The organism is Curtobacterium sp. AB451, assembly GCF_050585845.1.
In the GTDB taxonomy this organism is placed as follows: Bacteria; Actinomycetota; Actinomycetes; order Actinomycetales; family Microbacteriaceae; genus Curtobacterium.
Window position 1 is genome coordinate 139,495 of the sequence record NZ_JBOBQG010000004.1, and the last position, 20,325, is coordinate 159,819.

Genomic DNA, 20,325 nt, shown 5'->3' on the forward strand with positions numbered 1-20,325 from the left:
AGACACCCGCGTGCCTGCGAGAACTGGACCATGAGCACCACCGCGGCGTCCCGGGTCCCGATCACCACACTCGTCCGGGACGACCGGGTGCTCCGACGCCTGCTCGTCGTCACCTTCGTCGACACCCTCGGGCGCGGCGCGTTCTTCACGCTCACCACGCTGTACCTCACCACGATCGTCGGCATCGCCCCGGTCGTCGTCGGACTCGGGCTCACGGTCGCCGGGGCGGTCGGCGTCGCGAGCTCGCTCGTGTTCGGGCACCTCGCGGACCGGCGCAGCTCCCGCCGGATGCTCGTCTGGCTGCACGTCGTCCAGGGCCTCGCCCTCGTCGGGTACGTCGTCGTGCACGACCTGCCGACCCTCGTGCTGACGGCGTCCGTGGTGACGTTGGCGCAGCAGGGCGGCGGCTCGGTGCGCTCGGCCGCGGTCGGGCGGGCGTTCCCCGGGAACGAGCGGGTCCGGGTCCGGGCGACGATGCGGACCGTCACGAACGTCGGCATCGGGCTCGGCACGGCGGTCGCGGCGATCCCGCTCGCCGTCGGGACGGGTGCGGCGTACCGGGTGACGATGGTCGCGGCGGGTCTGCTCTTCCTCGCCTCCGCGGTGCTCGTGCTCGGTCTGCCGGCGGCACGGATCGACGCCGCGCCCGCAGAACGGACCGACACCGGGACGGTGGTCGTCCGGACCCCCGCCGGACGGAGCCCCTACCGGGACGTGCGCTTCCTGACGATCACGATCCTCACCGGGGTGTTCGGCATCCAGTTCGGCCTGTTCGAGGTCGCCGTGCCGCTCTGGGTCGTGCAGCACACCGTCGCACCGGACGTCCTGGTCTCGCCGTTGCTCCTCGTGAACACGATCGCCGTCGTCCTGCTGCAGGTCCGGATGAGCCGGGGGACGGACACGGTCGCCGGTGCCGCCCGGGTGATGCGGTACGCGGGCTGGCTGATGGCGCTCGCGTGCGGGCTGTGGGCGGCGGCCGGCTGGGTGCGGGGCGACGACTGGGTGCCGATCGCGCTCGCGGGGGGACTCCTCGTCGTCGCCGCGGTCACGCACTCCCTCGCCGAGATCACCTCGAGCGCCGCCGGCTGGGCGCTGAGCTTCGAACTCGCGCCGGCGGACCGGGTCGGCGCGTACCAGGGCGTCTACGGCACGGGGTTCGCCGTCGGTGCGATGGTCGCGCCGACGGTGGTCACGGTCACGGCGATCGACCTCGGGACCCCGGGCTGGGCGGTCCTCGCCGTGGTGTTCCTCGGCTCGGCACTCGGCACCGCACACGTCGCCCGACGGGCGGCGTCACCGGCCGTCCCGACGCCCGCCGAGCCCGCTCGGCCGGACGACCCTGAGACGCATCGGGAATAGACCGGGGGTGCACCGCGATTGGACCGTTACGTCGTGCGACGTCCCGTCGCGCCCGGGATTCGGACGCCGTCCGATCCCGGTGCCAGGATGGACGCCGCGCCGACATCAGGACCGGTCCTGCACCCGGACCACGGCGACGCGTCGCGGCCACCCCACGGCCGCGCACCACCACTTCCCCACGAGGAGCACCACCGTCATGAGACGCCCCAACCGCCTGACGATCACCGCTGCGGTCGCCGCAGCAGCAGCCCTGGTCCTCGCCGGGTGCTCGGGCGGCGGCGCGTCGGACGACGCCTCGGGCGGCACGTCCAAGGGCGGCACGCTCAACATCCTGACCACGGCCACCGCGGTGCACCTCGACCCGGCGACCAGCCAGAACCTCAACATCACGACGCTCGGCCTCGTGCTCCGTCGCCTGACCGCCTGGGACGTCGAGCCCGGCAAGACGGCCAAGGTCGTCCCCGACCTCGCGACGAACACCGGCGACTCGAGCGACGGCGGCAAGACCTGGACCTACCACCTCAAGAAGGGGCTGAAGTTCCAGGACGGCACCGAGATCACGACGAAGGACATCAAGTGGGGCATCGAGCGCTCGTTCGCGCCGACGCTCACCGGTGGCCTGAGCTACCACAAGTCGCTCCTGGTCGACGGTGACAGCTACAAGGGTCCGTTCGACGGCAAGACCCTCGACAGCATCGAGACCCCGGACGACTCGACGATCGTGTTCAAGCTCAACGCGGCCTACGGCGACTGGCCGTGGATCGTGTCGATGCCGGCGTTCGCCCCGGTCCCCGAGGGCGACGGCACGGACACCGGCGCGTACGACGCCAAGCCGGTCGCCTCCGGTCCGTACGAGGTGCAGTCGAACACGCAGGGCTCGCAGATCACCCTCGTCCGGAACAAGGAGTGGAGCGCGTCGACGGACTCCGTGCGCACCGCCGGTCCGTCGAAGGTCGTCTTCAAGGAGAGCCAGGACCCGTCGACCGTCACCCAGACGCTCATCGCCGACAACGGCGACGCGAAGGACTCGTTCGGTGCGACCTACCTCGGCGCTGCCGAGCTGAACCAGGTCCGCTCGAACCCGGCCGCCCAGGACCGCCTCGCCACGTCGAAGGCCGGCCCGATCAACTACCTCGCGATCAACACGCAGAAGGGCTCGCTCAAGGAACTCAAGGTCCGGCAGGCCCTGCAGTACGCGGTCGACAAGAAGTCGTACCGGATCGCCGCCGGTGGTGCGCTCGCCGGCTCGTACGCGACCACGCTCATCACGCCCGGCATCGCGGGGCGCCAGCAGTACGACCTGTACGAGCCGGGCGCGACCGGTGACGTGGCGAAGGCGAAGAAGCTCCTGCAGGAGGCGGGCGTCTCGGACCTGAAGCTCACCCTGGTCACACAGAACGACTCCGCCAACCTCGCCGAGGCGCAGGCGATCCAGGCGGGCCTGAAGCGCGCGGGCATCACCGTGACGCTGAAGCCGCTCGACATCGACTCGTTCTACACGGCGACGACGGACGGCGACGACTTCGACCTCGCGATGTTCAGCTGGCAGCCCGACTTCCCGAGCGCGAACGCGAACATCCAGCCGCTGTACGACTCGTCGCAGATCGGCGGGGGCGGCTACAACGTCTCGAAGTACAGCAACCCCGAGGTCGACGCCCTGATCAAGGAGGCGACCGGCACGATCGACCAGCAGGACGCCCAGAAGCTGTGGGCCGAGGCGGACAAGAAGATCATGGCCGACGCGCCGATCGTCCCCCTGACCTACGCGAAGCAGTCCTTCCTCGCCGGCTCGAACGTGCAGAACTTCCGGATCGCGGACTTCCCGGCGTACCCGAACTACCTCAAGGTCTCGCTCGCCAAGTGAGTGCTCCGCTGCTCGAGGTCGAGGGGCTCCACGTCGCGTTCGGCGACGCGGAGCCCGTCGTCCGTGACGTCTCCTTCACCCTGACGCCCGGCCGCGTGCTCGCCCTCGTCGGCGAGTCCGGGTCCGGCAAGTCCGTCAGCGCGATGAGCGTGCTCGGCCTGCTGCCCCCGGAGGCCCACGTCACCGGGAGCATCCGGTTCCGGGGCGCCGAGCTCGTGGGCGCGTCGGACGGCGACCTCCGAGCGGTCCGCGGCGCCGGGATCGGCGTCGTGTTCCAGGAGCCGATGAACTCGTTCACCCCGGTGCTCTCGATCGGCACCCAGATCGCCGAGGCGATCACCGCGCACCCGACGGACCTCGACCGCCGTGCCGTGTCGGCGCGCACCGACGAGCTGCTGCGCGCCGCCGGCCTGTCCGACCCGGCCCGGATCCGGAAGGCCTACCCGCACGAACTCTCGGGTGGACAGCTCCAGCGGGCGATGATCGCCATGGCGCTCGCGGGCGACCCGGTCGCGCTCATCGCGGACGAGCCGACCACCGCGCTCGACGTCACGGTGCAGGCCGGCATCCTCGACCTGCTCCGCACGCTCGGTCGTGAGCGGGACCTCGCCGTCCTGCTCATCACGCACGACATGGGCGTGGTGGCGGACGTCGCCGACGAGGTGCTCGTGATGCGACGCGGCGACCCGGTCGAGCACGGGACCGTGGCCGAGGTGTTCGCGCACCCGGACGCCGAGTACACGCGGGCACTCCTCGCAGCCGTCCCCGTCCTGGAGGCGCGACCCGCCTCGACACCGCAGGCTGCGGACGGTGCGACGGTCGCGACCACCGCGCCGGCCGACGAGACGGGGACGAGCCGCGCCTCCCGGCCCCTCGTCGCGCAGCTGCGCGACGTCGCCGTGCGCTACGCACGCCGCGGAGCACCCACCGTCTCCGGCATCGACTTCGCGCTCCACGCGGGCGAGACCCTCGGGCTGGTGGGGGAGTCGGGATCCGGCAAGTCCACCATCGGACGGGCGTTGGCCGGCCTCGTGCCGGTCGTCGCCGGGTCCGTCGAGGTGGACGGCAGTGACCTCCGCACGGCCCGCGGCGGGCGGCTGCGGGAGCTGCGCAGCCGCGTCGGCATCGTCTTCCAGGACCCGGCGTCGTCGCTCAACCCGCGTCAGACCATCGGCTGGAGCATCGCCGAGCCGCTCCTCGTGCACGGCACCGCCTCGGCACCCGAGCGTGCCGAGCGGGTCCGCGAGCTCCTCGTGGCGGTGCAGCTGGACCCGTCGTGGGCCGAGCGCTTCCCGCACCAGCTCTCCGGCGGGCAGCGGCAGCGCGTGGCGGTCGCCCGCGCCCTCGCGCTCCGGCCCGCCCTCGTGATCGCCGACGAACCGACGTCCGCGCTCGACGTCACCGTCCAGGCGGCCGTGCTCGACCTGCTCGCGGCACTGCAGCAGGACTTCGGCTTCGGCATGCTCCTCATCAGCCACGACCTGGCCGTCGTCCGGCAGCTCGCCGACGAGGTGGTCGTGCTCCACGACGGCCGGGTGGTCGAGCGCGGGACGACCGACGCCGTGCTCGACGACCCGCAGCAGGACTACACGCGCATGCTCCTCGCGGCAGCGCCCGTCGCCGACCCGGTGCGACAGGCGGCCCGCCGCGACGCTTGGCGCGCATGGGAAGGGGTGGCCTCGTGACCGCCAACGTCGTCGACCGTCCGGTCTCGGCGGCCGCGAACCGCAGCACCGGGTTCCGTGCCGTCGTCCGCCGGGTGCGCCAGGACCGCTGGGCAGTGGCGTCCGCGGTCGTCATCGCGGTGTTCGTCGTCGTCGCGCTCGCGGCGCCGCTCATCGCCGCGGTCACCGGCCAGGACCCGTACGGGTACCACATCGACGCGCTCAACTCCTTCGGTGCCCCGCGTGGCCCGGGTGGTGGGATCAGCGGCCAGCACTGGTTCGGGGTCGAGCCCCTGACCGGACGCGACCTGTTCGCGATCGTCACCTACGGCGCGCGGACCTCGCTCGGCATCGGCATCGCCGCGACCGTCGTCTCGATCGTCATCGGCGTGCTCGTCGGCGTCACCACCGGGTTCTTCGGCGGCTGGTACGACCGGGTGCTCTCGCGCGTGGTCGACGTGATCTTCGGCTTCCCGTCGCTGGTGTTCATGATCGCGCTGACCGCGATCGTCCCGACCTCGTTCCCGAAGCCGGTGCTCGTCGTCCTCGTCATCGGGTTCTTCGGGTGGCCGTCGGTCGCCCGTGTCGTGCGGGGGCAGACGCTCTCGCTCGTCACCCGGAACTACGTCGTCGCCTCGACCGCGATGGGTGCCGGGCGCTGGCACGTCATCCGGACACAGCTGTTGCCGAACCTCGCCGCGACGATCACGGTCTACGCGACGATCTCGATCCCGTCGATGATCGGCGCCGAGGCCGCGCTGTCGTTCCTCGCCGTCGGCGTCACCCCGCCGACGCCGTCGTGGGGGCGCAGCATCGGCGACGCGATCGGGTGGGTGCAGACCGACCCGATGTACCTCGTGTTCCCGGGCCTGGCGCTGTTCCTCATCACCCTGGCCTTCAACGTGCTCGGCGACGCCCTGCGTGACGCCCTCGACCCGCGGAGGAGCAACCGGTGAGCACCTTCCGCTTCATCGCGATCCGCGTGCTCGGCGCAGCAGTCGTCCTGCTCGTCGTCGCCGCGATCACCTACGCCCTGTTCATGCTGCTGCCGACGAACCCGGCGCGCGCGATCTGCGACAAGCCCTGCACGCCCGACCGGCTGCGAGAGGTGCAGGCGTTCCTCGGGACCGACAAGCCCTGGATCGCCCAGTTCGGGGCGTACCTGGCCGGCATCTTCACCGGCCGGACGTTCGGTTCCGGTGCTTCCGTCATCCACTGTGCGGCGCCCTGCTTCGGCTACTCGTTCCAGCTGCACGACAGCGTCACGAACCTCATCCTCACGCGCCTGCCCGTCACCGCGTCGATCGCCGTCGGCGCAGCCGTGCTGTGGCTCGTCGCCGGTGTTGCCGGCGGTGCGCTCTCGGCCCTGCGCCGCGGCACGTACGTCGACCGCACGGTGATGACGATCGCGGTGGCCGGGGTGTCCGCACCGTCGTACCTCGTCGGACTGCTCGCGATCCTGCTGTTCGGGTTCGTGCTCGGTGTCCTTCCCACCAGCGGGTACGTCGCGTTCGGGGACGACCCCGTCGGGTGGTTCACGCACCTCGTGCTGCCCTGGTGCGTGCTCGCGTTCATCAGTGCGGCGATCTACGCCCGCCTGACCCGGGGCGAGATGCTCGAGTCGATGTCGCAGGACTTCGTCCGGACCGCCCGCGCGAAGGGGCTCCGGGAGCGCCAGGTCGTCGTCCGGCACGGGCTGCGGACCGCGATCCTGCCCGTGGTCACCCTGTTCGGCCTCGACCTCGGATCGCTCCTCGGCGGCGCCGTGATCACCGAGAAGGTCTTCTCGATGCAGGGGCTCGGCGCGTTGCTCATCGACGCGGTGCACACCCTCGACCTGCAGGTCGTCGTGGGCTTCACGCTGTTCTCGGCGCTGCTCATCGTCACCGCCAACGTGATCGTCGACGTCGTCTACGCGTTCGTCGATCCGCGGGTGCGGCGCCGGGCGTAGGGCTCGGCGGGACCGCGACCGGGACGCGGCGGGTGGGCCGTCGGGGTCAGCGCTCCGTGCGGTCGCCGGCGCGGAGCAGCATCGGCACGAACAGTCCGAGCGCGAGCGCCAGGAGCGCGATCGTCCCGGCCACCGCAAGCCACACGCCGCCGACCGGGCCGGCACCACCGAGCAGGGCGACGACCACGAAGGCGACCGCCTGGCTCCCGACCTGCACGGCGACGAACCGCAGAGCCGACGGCACGAGGGCGCGGAGCTGCACCCGGGCGGTGCGCGGCGTCCACGCCCAGAGCAGGCTCGTGGCGAGGACGAGGTGCGTCGTCAGGAGGAGCACCGGCAGGTACGTCCCGCCGATCCCCGCGAGGGCGAGCTGCGCCACGAGGAGCGCCGCGAACGGACCACGGGGCACGACCGCTGCCGCCGCCGCGAGGAGCACCGCGACGACGAGCCAGCCGCTCGCCCCGACCACGACGACCGATCCGACGACACCCGCGACGAGGCCGAGCGCCCCGATCGTCCACGCCGGGACCGCCGGACCGATCGACGGCGCGCCGGTGCGCTCCGCCCTCGACCCGGCGGTCATCCGGTCCGCCGGGTGCGGCTGAGCAGGCGGAGTTGCACGGCAGGTGTGTCCCCGTCACCGGTGCGCCAGTGGATCAGCTCGACGCCGGTGGCCGTCATCTCCGTGAGCCGGTCGGACCGTTCGAGGGCGATGAGCCGGGACGCCGTGCGCTCGAGACGGCTCGCTCGCCGGAGGTCGGCGGCCGGGAGCACGTCGACGGCCACGACCCGGTGCCCGGTCGCCGCCCAGGTCACGGCCATCGTCGACGCCTGGTCGTCGAGGAACGTCGAGAGGACGACCACGAGGGACGCCGCCGGGACGAGCGGCATCCGTGCCGCGGTCGGCGCGTCCGGCTGCGGCGTCGCCTGTGCGATGGTCGTCCGGAGTCGCTCGAGGTGCCGGGTCCCGCCGCCGGGCTCGACCGACCGCGCGGTGCCCGCGAGGTCGCGGAAGCCGACCCGGTCGCCGGCGCTGATGTACGCGGTCGCGAGGGAGACGGCTGCTTCGCGTGCGAGGTCGAGCGACGTCGCCTGGTGGGAGCCGTGCCGAGCGCCCGTCCACTGGGTGACGTCCGCGCCGAGGTCGTCCCGGCTGTCGAGGACGAGCACGACCAGGGCGTCCGCGGTGGCGAAGGTCCGGCGCACGTAGAGCTCCCCCGGGCGCTCCGCTCGCCGAGCGGTGCGCCGCCAGTCGATCCGCCGGAGCCGGTCACCCGGAGCGAAGAGTGCGACGTCGCGGAACTCGCCGCCGTCACCCGGGCGCGCAGAACCGTGCACACCCGTGATGCCCGTCACCCGGCTCGGCATCGGGAGGTGCTGCATGCGCAGGTGCGGGGGTGGGACGACCGCGGACCGCACCGGGCCGGCCTCGGGCACCGAGACCGCGGTGCCGCCCCGACCGAGGAGTGACAGGTGCGTCCGCAGGACCTCCTGCGGGCCGGAGTGCGTGACCGGGACGCTCCCGCCCAGCCGCCTGGCGCGTCGAGGGTCGACCACGACGACGTGCCGCCGGTCGCCGACGACCCGGAACTCGACGGCGACCGCCTCGGCGGCGGACGGCACGGCGACCTCCGTCCGGTACGCCACACCCCGGCCGGAGTCGGACGGCTCGAGCGTGGTCGTCGTCCGGACGGGCGTCGTGTCGAGCCGGGGCCGGGCACCGAAGGCGGCCGTCACGAGGGCCGGGAGCGCCACCACCGCGAGCTCGGGGCGTCCAGTGACGAGGCCGAGCCCGGCGAGCAGCACGCCGACGGCGAGCCCGAAGACGAGCGCCGGGTTCCGCACCCACCGCGGCGCGGTTCCGGACCCGGCCGCCGGGCGGACGGGCGGGTCGTCGGGAACGCTCACCGCGCCTCCAGGCCAGACGCTCGCGCCCCGACCACCGGTGGGCCCGGCACCTGCGCGACGATGCCCCGCACGATCGCCGCGGGGTCCACGCCGTTCGCCCACGCCTGCGGTGTCAGCGAGATCCGGTGCGCGAGCACCGCGACGGCGGCGGTCTTGACGTCCTCGGGGGTGACGAAGTCGCGTCCGTCCATGACGGCTCGCGCGCGGCCGACGAGCATGAGCGCCTGCGCACCACGCGGTGACGACCCGACCTGCACGTCGCGGTGGGTGCGCGTGGCGGCCGCGAGGTCGACGCAGTACAGCGCCATGTCCTCGTCGACGTGCACCCCCTCGACCGTCGCCTGCATGCGCAGCACGTCGGTCGCGTCGACCACGGCGGACACCGTCGCGACCTCCTGCCGTCGGCCGATCCGGTTGAGGAGCACCTGCTGTTCACCCTCGCGCGTCGGGTAGCCGACCGAGAGGCGCACCATGAACCGGTCGAGCTGCGCCTCCGGGAGGGCGTACGTCCCCTCGTACTCGATGGGGTTCGACGTCGCGATGACGTGGAACGGGCGGGGGAGCGGGAAGCCCTCGCCCTCGACCGTGACCTGCCCCTCCGCCATCGCCTCGAGGAGCGCCGACTGGGTCTTCGGCGAGGTCCGGTTGATCTCGTCGGCGAGGAACATCCCGGTGAACACGGGGCCCGGCCGGAAGACGAAGTCCGCGGTCGCCGGGGCGTAGACGAACGACCCGGTGATGTCGGCGGGCAGGAGGTCCGGGGTGCACTGCAGCCGACGGAAGTCGAGGCCGCAGGCGGCCGCGAGGCTCCGAGCCGCGAGCGTCTTGCCGAGGCCGGGGACGTCCTCGAACAGGACGTGGCCGCCGGCGAGGATGCTCGCGAACGCCAGCTCGAGCGGCTCCCGCATCCCGACGACGACCGCGCCGACCGTGTCGAGGACGTCACGGCTGCGGGCGGCGACGTCGGCGATCGGGAGCGGCTGGGAGCTCTGCGTCGTGGTGTCGGTCACGGGTGCCTCTCGGTCGTGGGTTCCAGGGTCTCGAGCGCGGTGAGGACGCTCGCGAAGGTGGTGAGGTCGATCTCGGACCGCCGCTCGCGCACCAGGACGGCGACCACTGCCGACGGCAGGACCGCCTCGATCGCCCTCCGGTCGCCGGGGTCGTCGAGGTCGAGTCGGTGGCGCGTCCACAGGCGGTGGCGAGCCACCGCACGGACGCGGGCGAGTGTCCGCTCGGGCACACCGCCGTGGGCGCGCAGCGACCACGCCGTCTCGGACAGCTCGCGTCGAGCGCCGGGTTCGGAGCGGACGGGAGGCACGGGCCAGGTCAACGGGACGTCCTCACGGACGGCGCTCCACGTCAGACCCACCGCGGCGACGACGCCTCCGACGGCGAGCGATTGCACGACGCCGACGCCGAAGAACCACGTGAGCGCCGCGGCGACGACGGCGAGCACCAGGACGCCGATGGTGCGGCCGCGGGTCACGTGCGGCCCGTCGGGGCGTCGGCCCACTGCGCGTCGAGCGTTCGCAGCGCGGTCCGGACGGCGGCGACGTCGGCATCGGTCGCCGGGGCTCCCCCGAAGCGCACCGCGAGGTAGCAGCGCCGGAGGGTGCCGAGCGCGGTCTCGTCGACGTCGAGCTGCCGGAGGATGCGGGTCGTGAACTCCGTCGGCGTCTCGGCAGCTCCGCGGCGGAACCCGGCGTCCTCCGCCGACTCCTGCAGGCCGACCCAGGCCGCGGTGACGGCGTCGGAGGGGTCCCGTGGTCCGGCCAGCACCTCGAGCGCACGGCCGATCCCGCGACGCAGGTGCTGGCGCCCGACCTCGGTCGAGGGGTCGACCGGCACCTCGACGGCGAGGCCGGCCACGTCGATCGCGTCCGGACGCGTGGGACGGCGCCGCTTCCGCAGGAGGTGCAGGACCACGAGCACCAGGAGCGCTGCGACGACCACTCCCAGGACGACGAGGACCCATGACGCGTCGACGTGCTCGGCGGCCCGTGCTCCGAGCGGCTGCGGCTCGTCGGTTGCGGGCGGTGACGCGGTCGGCTCGACGACAGGAGCGCGGGCGGGCGCGACCGTGGGGGACCAGCGGGCACCGGTCAGGACGGGCCGCGCGCCGATCGTGGCCGCGACGACGACCAGTGCGCCGAGGGCGAAGGCGGCGACGGGGACGAACGGGAAGCCGCCGCGGTGCGGACCGTCGTCGTTCGCCATGGATCCACGCTACCCCGCGTCGCGTGCGCTCAGCCGTCGACCGGCTCCGCCGACCGTGCAGCCCGGACGATCTGCCAGACCGCGAGGGCGACGACGACCGCTCCCGCGGACCCGGCGATCCACGACCCGGCGACGCCGAGCACGGGCGCGGTCTCGCAGGAGCTCGTGGCGTGGCCGGGAGCGGCGTCGGAGCAGCTGGTCACCTGGACCAGGAGCAACCAGAGCACCGTCACGGCCACGATGACCGCCACCGTGCTCCACCCCACCACTCGCCCGACTGCTCGCTCCACGACCTGCTCCGTCCCCCGACGTTCCCGTGACCAGGCTCGCACGGTCCGGGCCGATCGCCGGTCTCGATCGCGCAACGGGACGCGGGTCCGTCAGCCGGTCGGGCGGTCGTCCCGCGGCGTCAGCCGGTCGGGCGGTCGTCCCGCGGCGTCAGCCGGTCGGGCGGTCGTCCCGCGGCGTCAGCCGGTCGGGCGGTCGTCCCGCGGCGTCAGCCGGTCGGGCGGTCGTCCCGCGGCGACGGCCTGGAGGCGCGCCCCGCGCCCGTCACGCCGGGTGCGGTGATCCGCTGTTCCTGCCTGCGCGCTCGCGAGACGACGATGATCGTGCCGGTGGCCGTCGCTGCCGCGACGGTTGCGAGGCCGACCCAACCCGGCAACGGCAGCAGGGCCGAGAACACCGGACCGAGCACCGGTGCTGCGGCGAACGTCCCGGTCACGATCGCCGTCAGGAGCACGACCGCCGGGACGGCTCCGAAGGCGCTCGGCGGTCGACGGCGCAGGCACCAGTCGGGCAGGCCGGCGAGGGCTCCGGCAACGAGGCCGAAGAGGAACGCACCGACGACCGCGAAGGCCAGCACCGGGATCATCATGACGAGGAAGGGTGCACCGGTGAGCGACTGCTCGACGATCATGCCCACGAGCGTCCAGAGGACCGGGACCGCGACGACGGCGATCGCTCCCGCCCACGCCGTCGTCAGCGGCAGGACGGACAGGAGCGTCCGGCGCGTGGCAACGTCCTCGCTGCTCGTCGCGTCCTCGTCCGACGTGGTGTCTCTGCTGCTCGTCATGTCCCCCGGCACGGCCACAACCCTAGGGGGCCGTCGCTGGACGCGGCCGATCCGTGCCGCCCGGGTCGCAGCTCGAAGACGTCGGACTCGAGCGCCTTCGAACGCAGCGCACCCCAGCCGTCGTCGTCGCTCCACCAGACACGAACGCCTTCGACGATCCGCGCGACCGCAACGTACCGCGCCGCGGCGTCCGGCCGACGATCGGTCTGCGGAACGATCAGCCCCCGAACCTGCCGGTGGTTCGCTTGGATTCCCATCAATCGAGCTGATGCAGCTCGTTCCGAGAGTGCCCCACCGCGGCCATGGCCTCTCTGATGCGTGCGAGCGACAGGTCTGCAGCGGCCGCCTGTGCCAACAGCCGCGGCATCATCTCGTCGCTCTGCCCGTTGCGATCCCACCCGTTGTTGCCGATGAGGTGCAGCGTCTCGAGAACTTCGTGTTGTTCCTGGGTGAATCCGATCCAAAAGAGATCGGCAGGAGGGGGAGCCATGACTCGATTCTGCTGGTTGAGTATCCTGTTCGGTTGCCGGTCGGCTATGGGACTGAACGTCAGTCCGCGGCCTGGTACCGAACGGCGCCATCGGTGGACCGGTAGGGAATCAAGAAGCTCGAGCAGATCACGCCGTTCTCGCAGTCGTCCTTGACCGTGTCCATGAAGGCGTACGCCTCGTCGTCCGTGGCGAAGACGCCCAGGACCGTGTTGTCGGGTGACTCGTCGTGCTGGACGATCCAGACCTCCCCGCCAGCGAAGGGCTTCGGGCGCCGGAAGAAGCGTGGCTCAGGACTCCGTCTCCTCACGAGGGAGAGTGTAGGAGGGCGCGTTCCGTGAGCCTATCCCCTCCCGGACGCTGAACCGTACTTCGCGCACTACCGTCGAGCCATGAGTGAGTTCTTCATCGCGGGTAGCTGGCGTAACCGGGCTGCAGTACTCAACGTCGTCGAGGCGCTCGACCGTGCCGATGCTGCGTCGTACTCCTTCGTGCGAGCGGAGTACGACGAGGATGCCATCGTTCTCGCGGCCCCGGGAGGTGCGGATGACGCCGCTCTCGATTCGGTGCCGGTGCGAAAGCTCTTCGAACAGGACCTCGCCGAACTGCGCGCGGCCGAACACTTCGTGCTCGTGCTGCCGGCCGGCGCTGCTGCGCACATCGAAGCGGGGATTGCCTTCGGCCTCGGAAAGCGGTGCTGGGCGGTCGGACCTGTCGACCGATCCGAGACCCTCTACCGCATCTTCGAATCGATGTCCCCCGATGTCGCGGGGTTCATCGATCAGCTCCGGGCACTGCGGATCGTTCAATAGCCGATAGCCGATCGGTAGCTGAGGACCGGCTACCAGACGGAACCCGACGGTCGTCGGGGGCTACGGGAGCTGTGGTGGCTCGATCAATTCGATGAATCCGCCGAGCGCACCCTCGAGGTAGATGATGCGTGTGCCGAGTCGGGCGCCACGAGCCATTCGGTGAGGAGTCCCGACCGGTTGCCAGCCGTGTCGCGCGCAGAGCGTGAGCACACGATCGAGGTCCGTGACCGTGAGTGCGATGTGCACCGTGCCGACCAGTGCGGGCGAGCCAGCGGACTCAACCGTGCGGATTGGGTCGTACTGCAGCAACTCGATCCGGTGACGGCCCAGGACCACTGTCGCTGCGCGGATCGCCGCTTCGTGGACGCCGGTGGTCGCAGACGTGACGTCCACGTCGAGCGTGAAGGTCCGCTCGAGTGTGAACCCTAGTCCGGAGCACCACAGTGCCAATGCGTCATCAAGGTCGGCCACGCTGAGGCCGGAGTGCGCAACGTCGGAGACGAGCGGTGATGCCATGACATCAGTATCTGGCTCCAGCCCGCCTTCCTTCGAGAACAGGGTCTCGATGGCCGGTGCACCTTCGACTTGATCGCCTGCACACTCACTGTCCGATCGCTGGACTCCGGTCCGTCCCACATGGATGGTCCGGAGAACGTCTCAATGACGGTCCGTCATGTGGAGGCTGTGCGACCGCCGTGCTCACACCCCGTCCCACCACCGCAGCACACACGTTCCGACGAGCGTGAGCCAACGGGACGGCTCGCCGGCCGGGACGTCCACCTCGAACCACTGCCGACCGGGCGGACGCTCGCCCTGGAGCCAGCGTCCGTCGGCGCCCCGTGCGGCGCGGACCACCTCGATCGCCTCGGCGGCGCGGGGGTCCGGCGCAGCTCCGTCCCGGAGCGCCGCAGCCCGGAGGTGGTCGGTCGCGCGGAGCACGGTGTACTTCCAGCGGAACGGGTACGCGAACTCCGTGGCCCAGGGACCGACGAGCTCGCCGTCGGACTTCCGGTGGAGGAGGCGCCGGTCGAGCAGGTAGTCGGCACCCCGGTGGCGGGCTTCGCGCAGCTCGTCGGCAAGGGGGTGCCGACCGTCGGTCAGGACCTCGTGCTGCAGGAGCCCGTCGAGCACGTTGAGGGTGGAGTGGAACGAGGACACGGTCGAGCCCTCGACCCAGTCGCAGTTCCACCCGCCGTCGCGCAGCTGGTGCTCGAGCAGCCACTGCGCGATCCCGTCGACGTCGGCTCCGAGCCACGCTCCGTTCGCGAGCGTGAACGCGTTGATGCAGCAGTCGACCTCGCCGCCCCAGTACGGCAGCTCGTCGTACTCCCACCGGCTGTTCGCGTCGAGCCGTGCGGCGGTGTCCCCGAGGACCGCGGCATCGAGGCCCCACTCGCGCAGGGCGTTGAGCGACCAGGTCGTCGCGGTGTACGGCTGGCCGGGACCCTCGGGCTCGGGTTCGGCGGGGAAGTACGCGCCGCCGGCCCACTGTCCGTCCGGGTCCTGGCGGGCGAGCAGTGCTGCGCCGAGGCCCTCGGTCGCGACCCGGGCGCGGGTGGTCTGCCACGTCGACTCGGGGGCGCCGACGAGGTCGCGCTCCACCTGCCACCGGAGGGCCGGGTCCGAATCGAGGAGCCAGCCGACCACCGTGTCGTCCATGGCGCGGAGACTACCCCGACCACGGCGCGGGGACGACCCTGACCACGGCACTCGGACGCCCGCGCACGACCAGCGCACAACCGAAGTCCGTCCGAGCCGCGCGCGCCCGTGGTTCGGGCGCACTTCGGTTGTGCAGCGCCGAGCCGAACCGGGCCCGACCACGGCGCGCGGGCGCCCGCGCCTCAGCCGACGTACCGGTACGACCCGCCGTCGTCCGTCCGCTCGAGCACGCCGAGGTCCACCGCGTCGCGTCGCACGACGGCGACGTCCTCGGCGAACATCGCGATCGCGGCGTTGAGCACCGGCTCGGGGACCGCCCGGCCGGTCCCGAGCCGGTCGAACACGAGCCCGACGATGCGGACGGACAGCGGGTGGCGCTGGTCGTCCGGCGCTGGCATGCGTGCGATCCGGTCGAACTCGAGCAGCGCCGCCGGCCCCTGCAACCGCTGCAGGTCCTGCGCCGTCCGCCCGAGCAACGGCGTGTCCGGGCCGTCGTCCCCGACCCAGTCGAAGGCCCGGACGGCGGCGCTCGTCCGCTCGTCGAGGGCTGCGCCGCCGACGATCGCTGCCCGGAGCGACGGGCTCGCCAGCACCGCGACGGCCTGGCGAGCCCGTGCGACCGAGTCGCGCAGGGACATCAGAAGTAGGTGATCCCGTGCGGCGCCCGCGGCGGGGTCAGCATCGCCCGCAGCAGTGCCGGCGCCGCGGGGTCCGTCGCGCGCAGCAGGCCGGCCGCGGCGAGCGTCGTCGGCGAGACCGACCCGATGAGCACCGCGCCGAGGTCCGCGACGTCGAGCTGGATGTCGGAGGCGGCCGCGTCGGCGTCGTCGGCGGTCCGTGTGACGGTGCCGCGCCCGTCGTGGACGTCCAGCCGGTACGTGCCGGCCGCGTGGCCGAGCGCGTCCGTCACGGCGAGCGTCAGCGAACCGTCGACGGCGTACGGCCGCGAGGCGAGGACCCGCTCGACGTCGAGGACACGGAGCCAGACGTGGTCCTCCTCGTGGTCGACGTCGTACGCGCGGTTGTCGCCGAGCGCCGCGACGATCGGATCGTCGAGCCGCGAGCGGCTGTACGTGACGACGTCGTTCAGGTCGATCGAGAGCAGGAACTCCCAGAGCGACAGGTAGGCCTCGTCGGTCGCGTAGACCAGGTCGACGATCTCGAGCGTCGTGTCGCCGTCGCGGCTCTCCTTGACGCGCCACGTCACGTAGCCGTCGACCTCGTCCGAGTCGTCGGGGCGGTGCACGGCGGCCCGGACGTCCTTCGCCTTCTCGCCGTCCCCGGTGCGCAGGCCGAACACGATGGGCCAGGTGCCGGTGTTCCGGACCATGGAGCCCGGCGTTCGTGCGTCGAACCGGTCGAAGACGGCCCGGCCGGGGCCGTCCGCGAGCCACTCGGGCGTGACGACGCTGACGACACCGGTGGTCGGGACGAGGAACGGCAGTGCACGCGCTCGCCGGACGCGGACGGCCCGCTCACGGATCGCGCTGCCGAAGCCGAAGCGGCGGTAGATGGTGCCCTCGGACGCCGTCAGCGAGGCGATCGCGTAGCCCTCGGCGACGCCGCGCTCGAGGGCGTGCGTCATCATCGCGCGGAGGATCCCGCGGCGGCGCTCGGTCGGTCGTACGGTCACGGCGGAGATCGCCTGGGTGTCGATCGACGAGCCGTCGCCCCAGCTCAGCGCCTTGCCGAACCAGGCGAAGGTGCCGGTCGGCCAGGTCTCGTCGACAGAGCCCGGCGCGGGACGGCGCACGTGGGCGCCGAGCCAGGTCTGGTCGTCGACGACGAAGTCCGCGACCATCTGCGCGGCCACCTCGCCCCCGGGGTGGGGCTCGTGGAACCCGAGCCCGACGGCCTGCATCCAGGCCTCGGTCTCGGCGTTCGGTGCCCCCTGCTCGTCCGTCCCGGGCGCGAAGGCGCGCAGCTCGTAGCGGTCGTCGAATGCCTCGTTGCTCACGTTCTCGACCCTATCGGGGTCGAGTGACGGAACGACAGGCAGACGGGCGTGCCAGGAGGCGCGGCTCGGCCCCGCCACCCGCCGCACGCGGGTGCGGATCACGCTGGCCCGCGCCGGCTCACTTCCCGGCGCGGCGTGCCGCGGATCGCGGCGGGTTCCGGCGCAGGTGCTCGCGGATCCGCCCGAGGACCCGGTCGAGCTCGGCGGCGTCGTCGTCCGTGATCGGTGCGAACAACAGCCCGTGCACGGTGCCGATGTGCCCGGGGAACACCGCGGCGAGGACGTCCCGCCCGGCGTCGGTCAGCGAGACCACGGTGCTGCGCTCGTCGTCGGGCGAGGGGCGGCGCGTGACGAGGCCGCGCTGCTCGAGCAGCTGCGCCTGGTACGTCAGGCCGCTCCTGCTGTAGACGACGCCGTCGGCGAGGTCCGTCATCCGCAGGTGCCCGTCGGGGGAGTCCCCGAGTCGGGCCAGCAGCTGGAACTGCACGTACGACAACCCGCCGGCGTCCTTGAGCTGCTGCTCGACCGAGGGACGGAGGAGCGCGCTCACCTCGGTGAAGGCGAGGTAGGCGCGCAGCTGTGTCGGGGTGAGGGACGACGGGGTTCCAGACATGCCGCCATCCTACCTGTTGCTTCGAGTTCGAAGCAGTGGTACGGTCACACCAATCGCTTCGAATTCGAAGCACAACGCAGAGGAGTCCATCATGAAGGCAGTGCAGTTCCACGAGGTCGGCGGTCCCGAGGTCCTCACCTACGGCGACGTCGACCAGCCGGTGCCGGCCGCGGGCGAGGTCCTCGTCCGGGTCACCGCGTCGGCGTACAACGCGGCGGACAACGGCATGCGCGGCGGGTTCCTGCCGATCCCCGTCGTGCTCCCGCACGTCCCCGGGTACGACGTCTCGGGCACGGTCGACTCGCTCGGGGACGGTGTCACGGACCTCGCGGTCGGCGACGCGGTGATCGGGTTCCTGCCGATGGAGCGGGACGGCGGAGCGGCCGAGTACGTCGTCGCCCCGGCCGACGCCCTCGTCCCCGCGCCGACCAGCATCCCCCTGGCGGACGCCGCGGCCCTGCCGTCGGTGGCGCTCACGGCGTGGCAGGCGCTCTTCGACGAGGGGCGGCTCGAGGCCGGGCAGCGGGTGCTGATCGTCGGTGCCGGCGGCGTGGTCGGGAAGTACGCGATCCAGCTCGCGAAGCGGGCCGGCGTCGAGGTGATCGCCACCGCCAGCCCGCGGAGCGTCGACGCCGTCCGTGCCGCCGGTGCCGACCAGGTCGTCGACCACACCACGACCGACGTCCTGCGGGCGGTCGACGGCCAGGTCGACGTCCTGCTCAACCTCGCGCCGATCGAACCCGAGCAGTTCGCCGCGTTCGTGGCCGCGGTCCGCGACGGCGGCGCGGTCGTGAGCACGACGGCGTTCATGGCGACCCCGGGGGACGACTCCCGCGGAGTCCGTGCGGCGACGGTGTTCGTGCTCCGGAACCGCGAGCGGCTGGCCGAGCTCGTGCGGCTCGTCGACGCCGGCGAGCTCACGGTCGAGGTGACGCGGCGCATCCCGCTGACCGAACTGCAGTCGCTGCACACCGAGGGTGCGGCCGGACGGATCGCCGGCAAGGTCGTCGTCCTCGTCTGAGTGACCAGCGACCCGGTGGGTGGGTGGTGACCCACCACCGGGCCGGGCCGGTCAGGGGGTGCCGCGCCGCGCCTCCTGGGCGACGACCTCGTCGAGGTCCGACAGCTTCCGCATCTGCTGCAGCGGCCGGGCCATCCGGTTGTTGTGCCGCAGCGCCGGCTCCGTCCGTGCGAGGAACGCCCAGTACCCCGCCGTGAACGGGCAGGCGTCCTCGCCGGTGCGCTTCGTCGGGTCGAACCGGCAGCCACCGCAGTGGTCGGACATCCGGTCGATGTACCGACCGCCAGAGGCGTAGGGCTTCGTCGCGACCATCCCGCCGTCCGCGTGCTGCGACATCCCGATGATGTTCGCCGGCATCACCCAGTCCGTGCCGTCGACGAACACGTCGGTGAACCACTCGGTCAGCTGGACGGGCTCGTAGCCGCGCTGCAACGCCCAGTTGCCGAGCACCATCAGCCGCTGGATGTGGTGCAGCCACCCGTGCTCGTGCAGACCGTCGACGGCGGTGCGGAGGCACACGGCGTCGATGTCGGACGCGTCGAGCTCCCGCCACCAGCGGGGGAGTCGCTCGTGGGCGTCGAGCGCGTTCTCGGTCGCGCCGTAGTCGTCGCCGAACCACCAGTACAGGTGCCAGACGTAGTCCCGCCAGCCGGCGATCTGCCGGACGAAGCCCTCGACGCTCGCGAGCGGCGCGTCGTCGTCCCGGTGCGCCACGAGCGCCGCCTCGATCGCGTCGCGCGGGTCGAGGACGCCGAGGTTCATCGGGACGCTGAGCAGCGAGTGCGCCATCGTCCAGTCGTTCGTCAGCGTGGCGTCCTCGAACGGGCCGAAGTCGTTCAGCCGACTCGACACGAAGTCCGCCAGTGCCCGCTGCGCCTCGTCGTGCGTCACGGCGAAGCGTCGACGGTCGTCCGCCCCGACGAACCGGGCGACACCGTCCCGCTCCCAGCGGTCGAGGTCGCGGCGGACCTCGTCGTCGATCGCGTCCTCCTCCGGCCACCACGGCTCCGGCAGGCCGAGCGTCGTCGCGCCCTTGGGCGGTGGCTCGCGGTTCTGGTCGTCGAGGCTGAACTTCCCGCCCACCGGCTTCTCCGAGCGCATCAGCCACCCCTCGCGCTTGCGGACGCGCTCGTAGAACGTCTCCATCCGGAACCGGCCGCTTCCCTGCGCGGCCCACTCGGCGAACTCGTCCTCGTCGGTGACGAAGCCGCGGCTCGGCAGCACCTCGGTGCCCCGACCCCAGTGCCGGACCTGCGCGCGGAGGGTGCGGGAGGGCGGGTCCACCACCTCGAGGTCGTCGCGCCCGACCAGCGCGTCCTTGAGCGTGTCGACCCGGACGTGCTCGACGCGGTCGCCCTCGCCGGCGTCCCGGAGCTCCTGGACACGGTGCCGGAGCGCGCTCAGCCACAGGTGGGCCTTGGCGCGGTGCATCGGCCTGGCGGTGAAGAACTCGCGGGCCTCGACGACCAGCAGCGGGCCGCCGTCGTCGAAGTCCGGCCCGTACTGCCCCGGCAGGATCAGGCGGCGTCGCGGACCCGCGCCGCCGGAGTGCTCGTCCGTCATGCGCCGGACGCTACGCGAGCGCCGACGGCCGGGCGCGGGACGTCCCCCGACTGCTCGGCGGGTTCCGGGCTGGGGCACGCACACCGCGCCCGAGGTGTCCTGTCCCGACGCGCGGCCGCTGTGTAGGGTGACACGCATGCAGTGCATCTGAACCGCTTCCGACACCCACCAGTG

General features: G+C 72.4%; 22 protein-coding genes. 7 read left to right on the forward strand and 15 right to left on the reverse strand.

Going from position 1 to position 20,325, the window contains the following annotated elements:
• Nucleotides 1-30: 30 nt before the first annotated feature.
• The 5 genes from ACQXVK_RS10565 (at nt 31) to ACQXVK_RS10585 (ending at nt 6,838) form a co-directional block, all read left to right on the forward strand.
• Complete coding sequence (locus ACQXVK_RS10565) at nt 31-1,359, forward strand: MFS transporter (protein WP_430853538.1); 1,329 nt, start codon at nt 31-33, stop codon at nt 1,357-1,359.
• A 196-nt stretch (nt 1,360-1,555) separates the two neighbouring features.
• On the forward strand, nt 1,556-3,223 hold the full coding sequence (locus ACQXVK_RS10570; protein ID WP_430853539.1) for an ABC transporter substrate-binding protein: 1,668 nt from the start codon (nt 1,556-1,558) through the stop codon (nt 3,221-3,223).
• Nucleotides 3,220-4,908, forward strand: a complete 1,689-nt coding sequence (locus ACQXVK_RS10575) for a dipeptide ABC transporter ATP-binding protein (protein ID WP_430853540.1) — start codon at nt 3,220-3,222, stop codon at nt 4,906-4,908. Before ACQXVK_RS10570 ends, ACQXVK_RS10575 begins: the two co-directional genes overlap by 4 nt.
• Nucleotides 4,905-5,843, forward strand: a complete 939-nt coding sequence (locus ACQXVK_RS10580) for an ABC transporter permease (protein ID WP_402267302.1) — start codon at nt 4,905-4,907, stop codon at nt 5,841-5,843. Before ACQXVK_RS10575 ends, ACQXVK_RS10580 begins: the two co-directional genes overlap by 4 nt.
• On the forward strand, nt 5,840-6,838 hold the full coding sequence (locus ACQXVK_RS10585; RefSeq protein WP_022905270.1) for an ABC transporter permease: 999 nt from the start codon (nt 5,840-5,842) through the stop codon (nt 6,836-6,838). Before ACQXVK_RS10580 ends, ACQXVK_RS10585 begins: the two co-directional genes overlap by 4 nt.
• A gap of 46 nt (nt 6,839-6,884) precedes the next feature.
• On the opposite strand, the gene ACQXVK_RS10590 is transcribed toward ACQXVK_RS10585, so the two are convergent.
• The 9 genes from ACQXVK_RS10590 to ACQXVK_RS10630 all read right to left on the reverse strand — a co-directional run bounded on the left by ACQXVK_RS10590 (nt 6,885) and on the right by ACQXVK_RS10630 (nt 12,836).
• Complete coding sequence (locus ACQXVK_RS10590; protein ID WP_430853541.1) at nt 6,885-7,421, reverse strand: hypothetical protein; 537 nt, start codon at nt 7,419-7,421, stop codon at nt 6,885-6,887.
• Nucleotides 7,418-8,746: a DUF58 domain-containing protein gene (locus ACQXVK_RS10595; protein ID WP_430853542.1), complete on the reverse strand. Its 1,329-nt coding sequence runs from the start codon at nt 8,744-8,746 to the stop codon at nt 7,418-7,420. The genes ACQXVK_RS10590 and ACQXVK_RS10595 overlap by 4 nt, the downstream gene beginning before the upstream one ends.
• The gene (locus ACQXVK_RS10600; RefSeq protein WP_402267293.1) at nt 8,743-9,756 is read right to left on the reverse strand and encodes an AAA family ATPase; all 1,014 of its coding nucleotides are present in this window, start codon (nt 9,754-9,756) and stop codon (nt 8,743-8,745) included. The genes ACQXVK_RS10595 and ACQXVK_RS10600 overlap by 4 nt, the downstream gene beginning before the upstream one ends.
• Nucleotides 9,753-10,232, reverse strand: coding sequence for a hypothetical protein (locus ACQXVK_RS10605; protein ID WP_430853543.1), 480 nt, complete (start codon nt 10,230-10,232; stop codon nt 9,753-9,755). Before ACQXVK_RS10605 ends, ACQXVK_RS10600 begins: the two co-directional genes overlap by 4 nt.
• A complete protein-coding gene (locus ACQXVK_RS10610; protein ID WP_430853544.1) occupies nt 10,229-10,963 on the reverse strand; it encodes a DUF4129 domain-containing protein in 735 nt (244 codons plus the stop codon). The genes ACQXVK_RS10605 and ACQXVK_RS10610 overlap by 4 nt, the downstream gene beginning before the upstream one ends.
• Nucleotides 10,964-10,992: 29 nt before the next feature.
• The gene (locus ACQXVK_RS10615) at nt 10,993-11,253 is read right to left on the reverse strand and encodes a hypothetical protein (RefSeq protein ID WP_430853545.1); all 261 of its coding nucleotides are present in this window, start codon (nt 11,251-11,253) and stop codon (nt 10,993-10,995) included.
• 206 nt (nt 11,254-11,459) lie between these two features.
• Nucleotides 11,460-12,038: a hypothetical protein gene (locus ACQXVK_RS10620; protein WP_430853546.1), complete on the reverse strand. Its 579-nt coding sequence runs from the start codon at nt 12,036-12,038 to the stop codon at nt 11,460-11,462.
• A gap of 256 nt (nt 12,039-12,294) precedes the next feature.
• On the reverse strand, nt 12,295-12,528 hold the full coding sequence (locus ACQXVK_RS10625) for a hypothetical protein (RefSeq protein ID WP_430853547.1): 234 nt from the start codon (nt 12,526-12,528) through the stop codon (nt 12,295-12,297).
• Nucleotides 12,529-12,587: 59 nt separating this feature from the next.
• Complete coding sequence (locus ACQXVK_RS10630; protein WP_430853548.1) at nt 12,588-12,836, reverse strand: hypothetical protein; 249 nt, start codon at nt 12,834-12,836, stop codon at nt 12,588-12,590.
• Nucleotides 12,837-12,918: 82 nt separating this feature from the next.
• On the opposite strand from ACQXVK_RS10630, the gene ACQXVK_RS10635 reads away from it, so the two are divergent.
• On the forward strand, nt 12,919-13,338 hold the full coding sequence (locus ACQXVK_RS10635) for a hypothetical protein (protein ID WP_430853549.1): 420 nt from the start codon (nt 12,919-12,921) through the stop codon (nt 13,336-13,338).
• Nucleotides 13,339-13,398: 60 nt separating this feature from the next.
• On the opposite strand, the gene ACQXVK_RS10640 is transcribed toward ACQXVK_RS10635, so the two are convergent.
• The 5 genes from ACQXVK_RS10640 to ACQXVK_RS10660 all read right to left on the reverse strand — a co-directional run bounded on the left by ACQXVK_RS10640 (nt 13,399) and on the right by ACQXVK_RS10660 (nt 17,567).
• Nucleotides 13,399-13,854, reverse strand: a complete 456-nt coding sequence (locus ACQXVK_RS10640; RefSeq protein WP_430853550.1) for a VOC family protein — start codon at nt 13,852-13,854, stop codon at nt 13,399-13,401.
• A 183-nt stretch (nt 13,855-14,037) separates the two neighbouring features.
• A complete protein-coding gene (locus ACQXVK_RS10645) occupies nt 14,038-14,997 on the reverse strand; it encodes a squalene cyclase (protein WP_430853551.1) in 960 nt (319 codons plus the stop codon).
• 182 nt (nt 14,998-15,179) lie between these two features.
• Nucleotides 15,180-15,635 carry a DUF2087 domain-containing protein gene (locus tag ACQXVK_RS10650; protein ID WP_430853552.1) on the reverse strand — a complete coding sequence of 152 codons (456 nt, stop codon included), beginning with the start codon at nt 15,633-15,635 and terminating at the stop codon, nt 15,180-15,182.
• Entirely contained in the window at nt 15,635-16,954 is a 1,320-nt protein-coding gene (locus ACQXVK_RS10655) for a GNAT family N-acetyltransferase (RefSeq protein WP_430853553.1), read from the reverse strand. The genes ACQXVK_RS10650 and ACQXVK_RS10655 overlap by 1 nt, the downstream gene beginning before the upstream one ends.
• A gap of 118 nt (nt 16,955-17,072) precedes the next feature.
• The gene (locus tag ACQXVK_RS10660; protein WP_430853554.1) at nt 17,073-17,567 is read right to left on the reverse strand and encodes a MarR family winged helix-turn-helix transcriptional regulator; all 495 of its coding nucleotides are present in this window, start codon (nt 17,565-17,567) and stop codon (nt 17,073-17,075) included.
• Between the two features lie 91 nt (nt 17,568-17,658).
• On the opposite strand from ACQXVK_RS10660, the gene ACQXVK_RS10665 reads away from it, so the two are divergent.
• Nucleotides 17,659-18,588, forward strand: coding sequence for an NADP-dependent oxidoreductase (locus tag ACQXVK_RS10665; protein WP_430853555.1), 930 nt, complete (start codon nt 17,659-17,661; stop codon nt 18,586-18,588).
• Between the two features lie 51 nt (nt 18,589-18,639).
• Here ACQXVK_RS10665 and ACQXVK_RS10670 read toward each other — a convergent pair whose 3' ends face one another.
• Nucleotides 18,640-20,151, reverse strand: coding sequence for a cryptochrome/photolyase family protein (locus ACQXVK_RS10670; protein WP_430853556.1), 1,512 nt, complete (start codon nt 20,149-20,151; stop codon nt 18,640-18,642).
• Nucleotides 20,152-20,325: the final 174 nt, after the last annotated feature.

Excerpts from the sequence above, each read along its gene's own strand:
- ACQXVK_RS10640 (WP_430853550.1), bottom strand. The coding sequence starts at position 13,854 with ATGGCATCACCGCTCGTCTCCGACGTTGCGCACTCCGGCCTCAGCGTG.
- ACQXVK_RS10565 (WP_430853538.1), top strand. The coding sequence starts at position 31 with ATGAGCACCACCGCGGCGTCCCGGGTCCCGATCACCACACTCGTCCGG.
- ACQXVK_RS10665 (WP_430853555.1), top strand. The coding sequence starts at position 17,659 with ATGAAGGCAGTGCAGTTCCACGAGGTCGGCGGTCCCGAGGTCCTCACC.
- ACQXVK_RS10590 (WP_430853541.1), bottom strand. The coding sequence starts at position 7,421 with ATGACCGCCGGGTCGAGGGCGGAGCGCACCGGCGCGCCGTCGATCGGT.
- ACQXVK_RS10660 (WP_430853554.1), bottom strand. The coding sequence starts at position 17,567 with ATGTCTGGAACCCCGTCGTCCCTCACCCCGACACAGCTGCGCGCCTAC.
- ACQXVK_RS10645 (WP_430853551.1), bottom strand. The coding sequence starts at position 14,997 with ATGGACGACACGGTGGTCGGCTGGCTCCTCGATTCGGACCCGGCCCTC.
- ACQXVK_RS10570 (WP_430853539.1), top strand. The coding sequence starts at position 1,556 with ATGAGACGCCCCAACCGCCTGACGATCACCGCTGCGGTCGCCGCAGCA.
- ACQXVK_RS10635 (WP_430853549.1), top strand. The coding sequence starts at position 12,919 with ATGAGTGAGTTCTTCATCGCGGGTAGCTGGCGTAACCGGGCTGCAGTA.
- ACQXVK_RS10670 (WP_430853556.1), bottom strand. The coding sequence starts at position 20,151 with ATGACGGACGAGCACTCCGGCGGCGCGGGTCCGCGACGCCGCCTGATC.
- ACQXVK_RS10650 (WP_430853552.1), bottom strand. The coding sequence starts at position 15,635 with ATGTCCCTGCGCGACTCGGTCGCACGGGCTCGCCAGGCCGTCGCGGTG.
- ACQXVK_RS10625 (WP_430853547.1), bottom strand. The coding sequence starts at position 12,528 with ATGGCTCCCCCTCCTGCCGATCTCTTTTGGATCGGATTCACCCAGGAA.
- ACQXVK_RS10610 (WP_430853544.1), bottom strand. The coding sequence starts at position 10,963 with ATGGCGAACGACGACGGTCCGCACCGCGGCGGCTTCCCGTTCGTCCCC.
- ACQXVK_RS10620 (WP_430853546.1), bottom strand. The coding sequence starts at position 12,038 with ATGACGAGCAGCAGAGACACCACGTCGGACGAGGACGCGACGAGCAGC.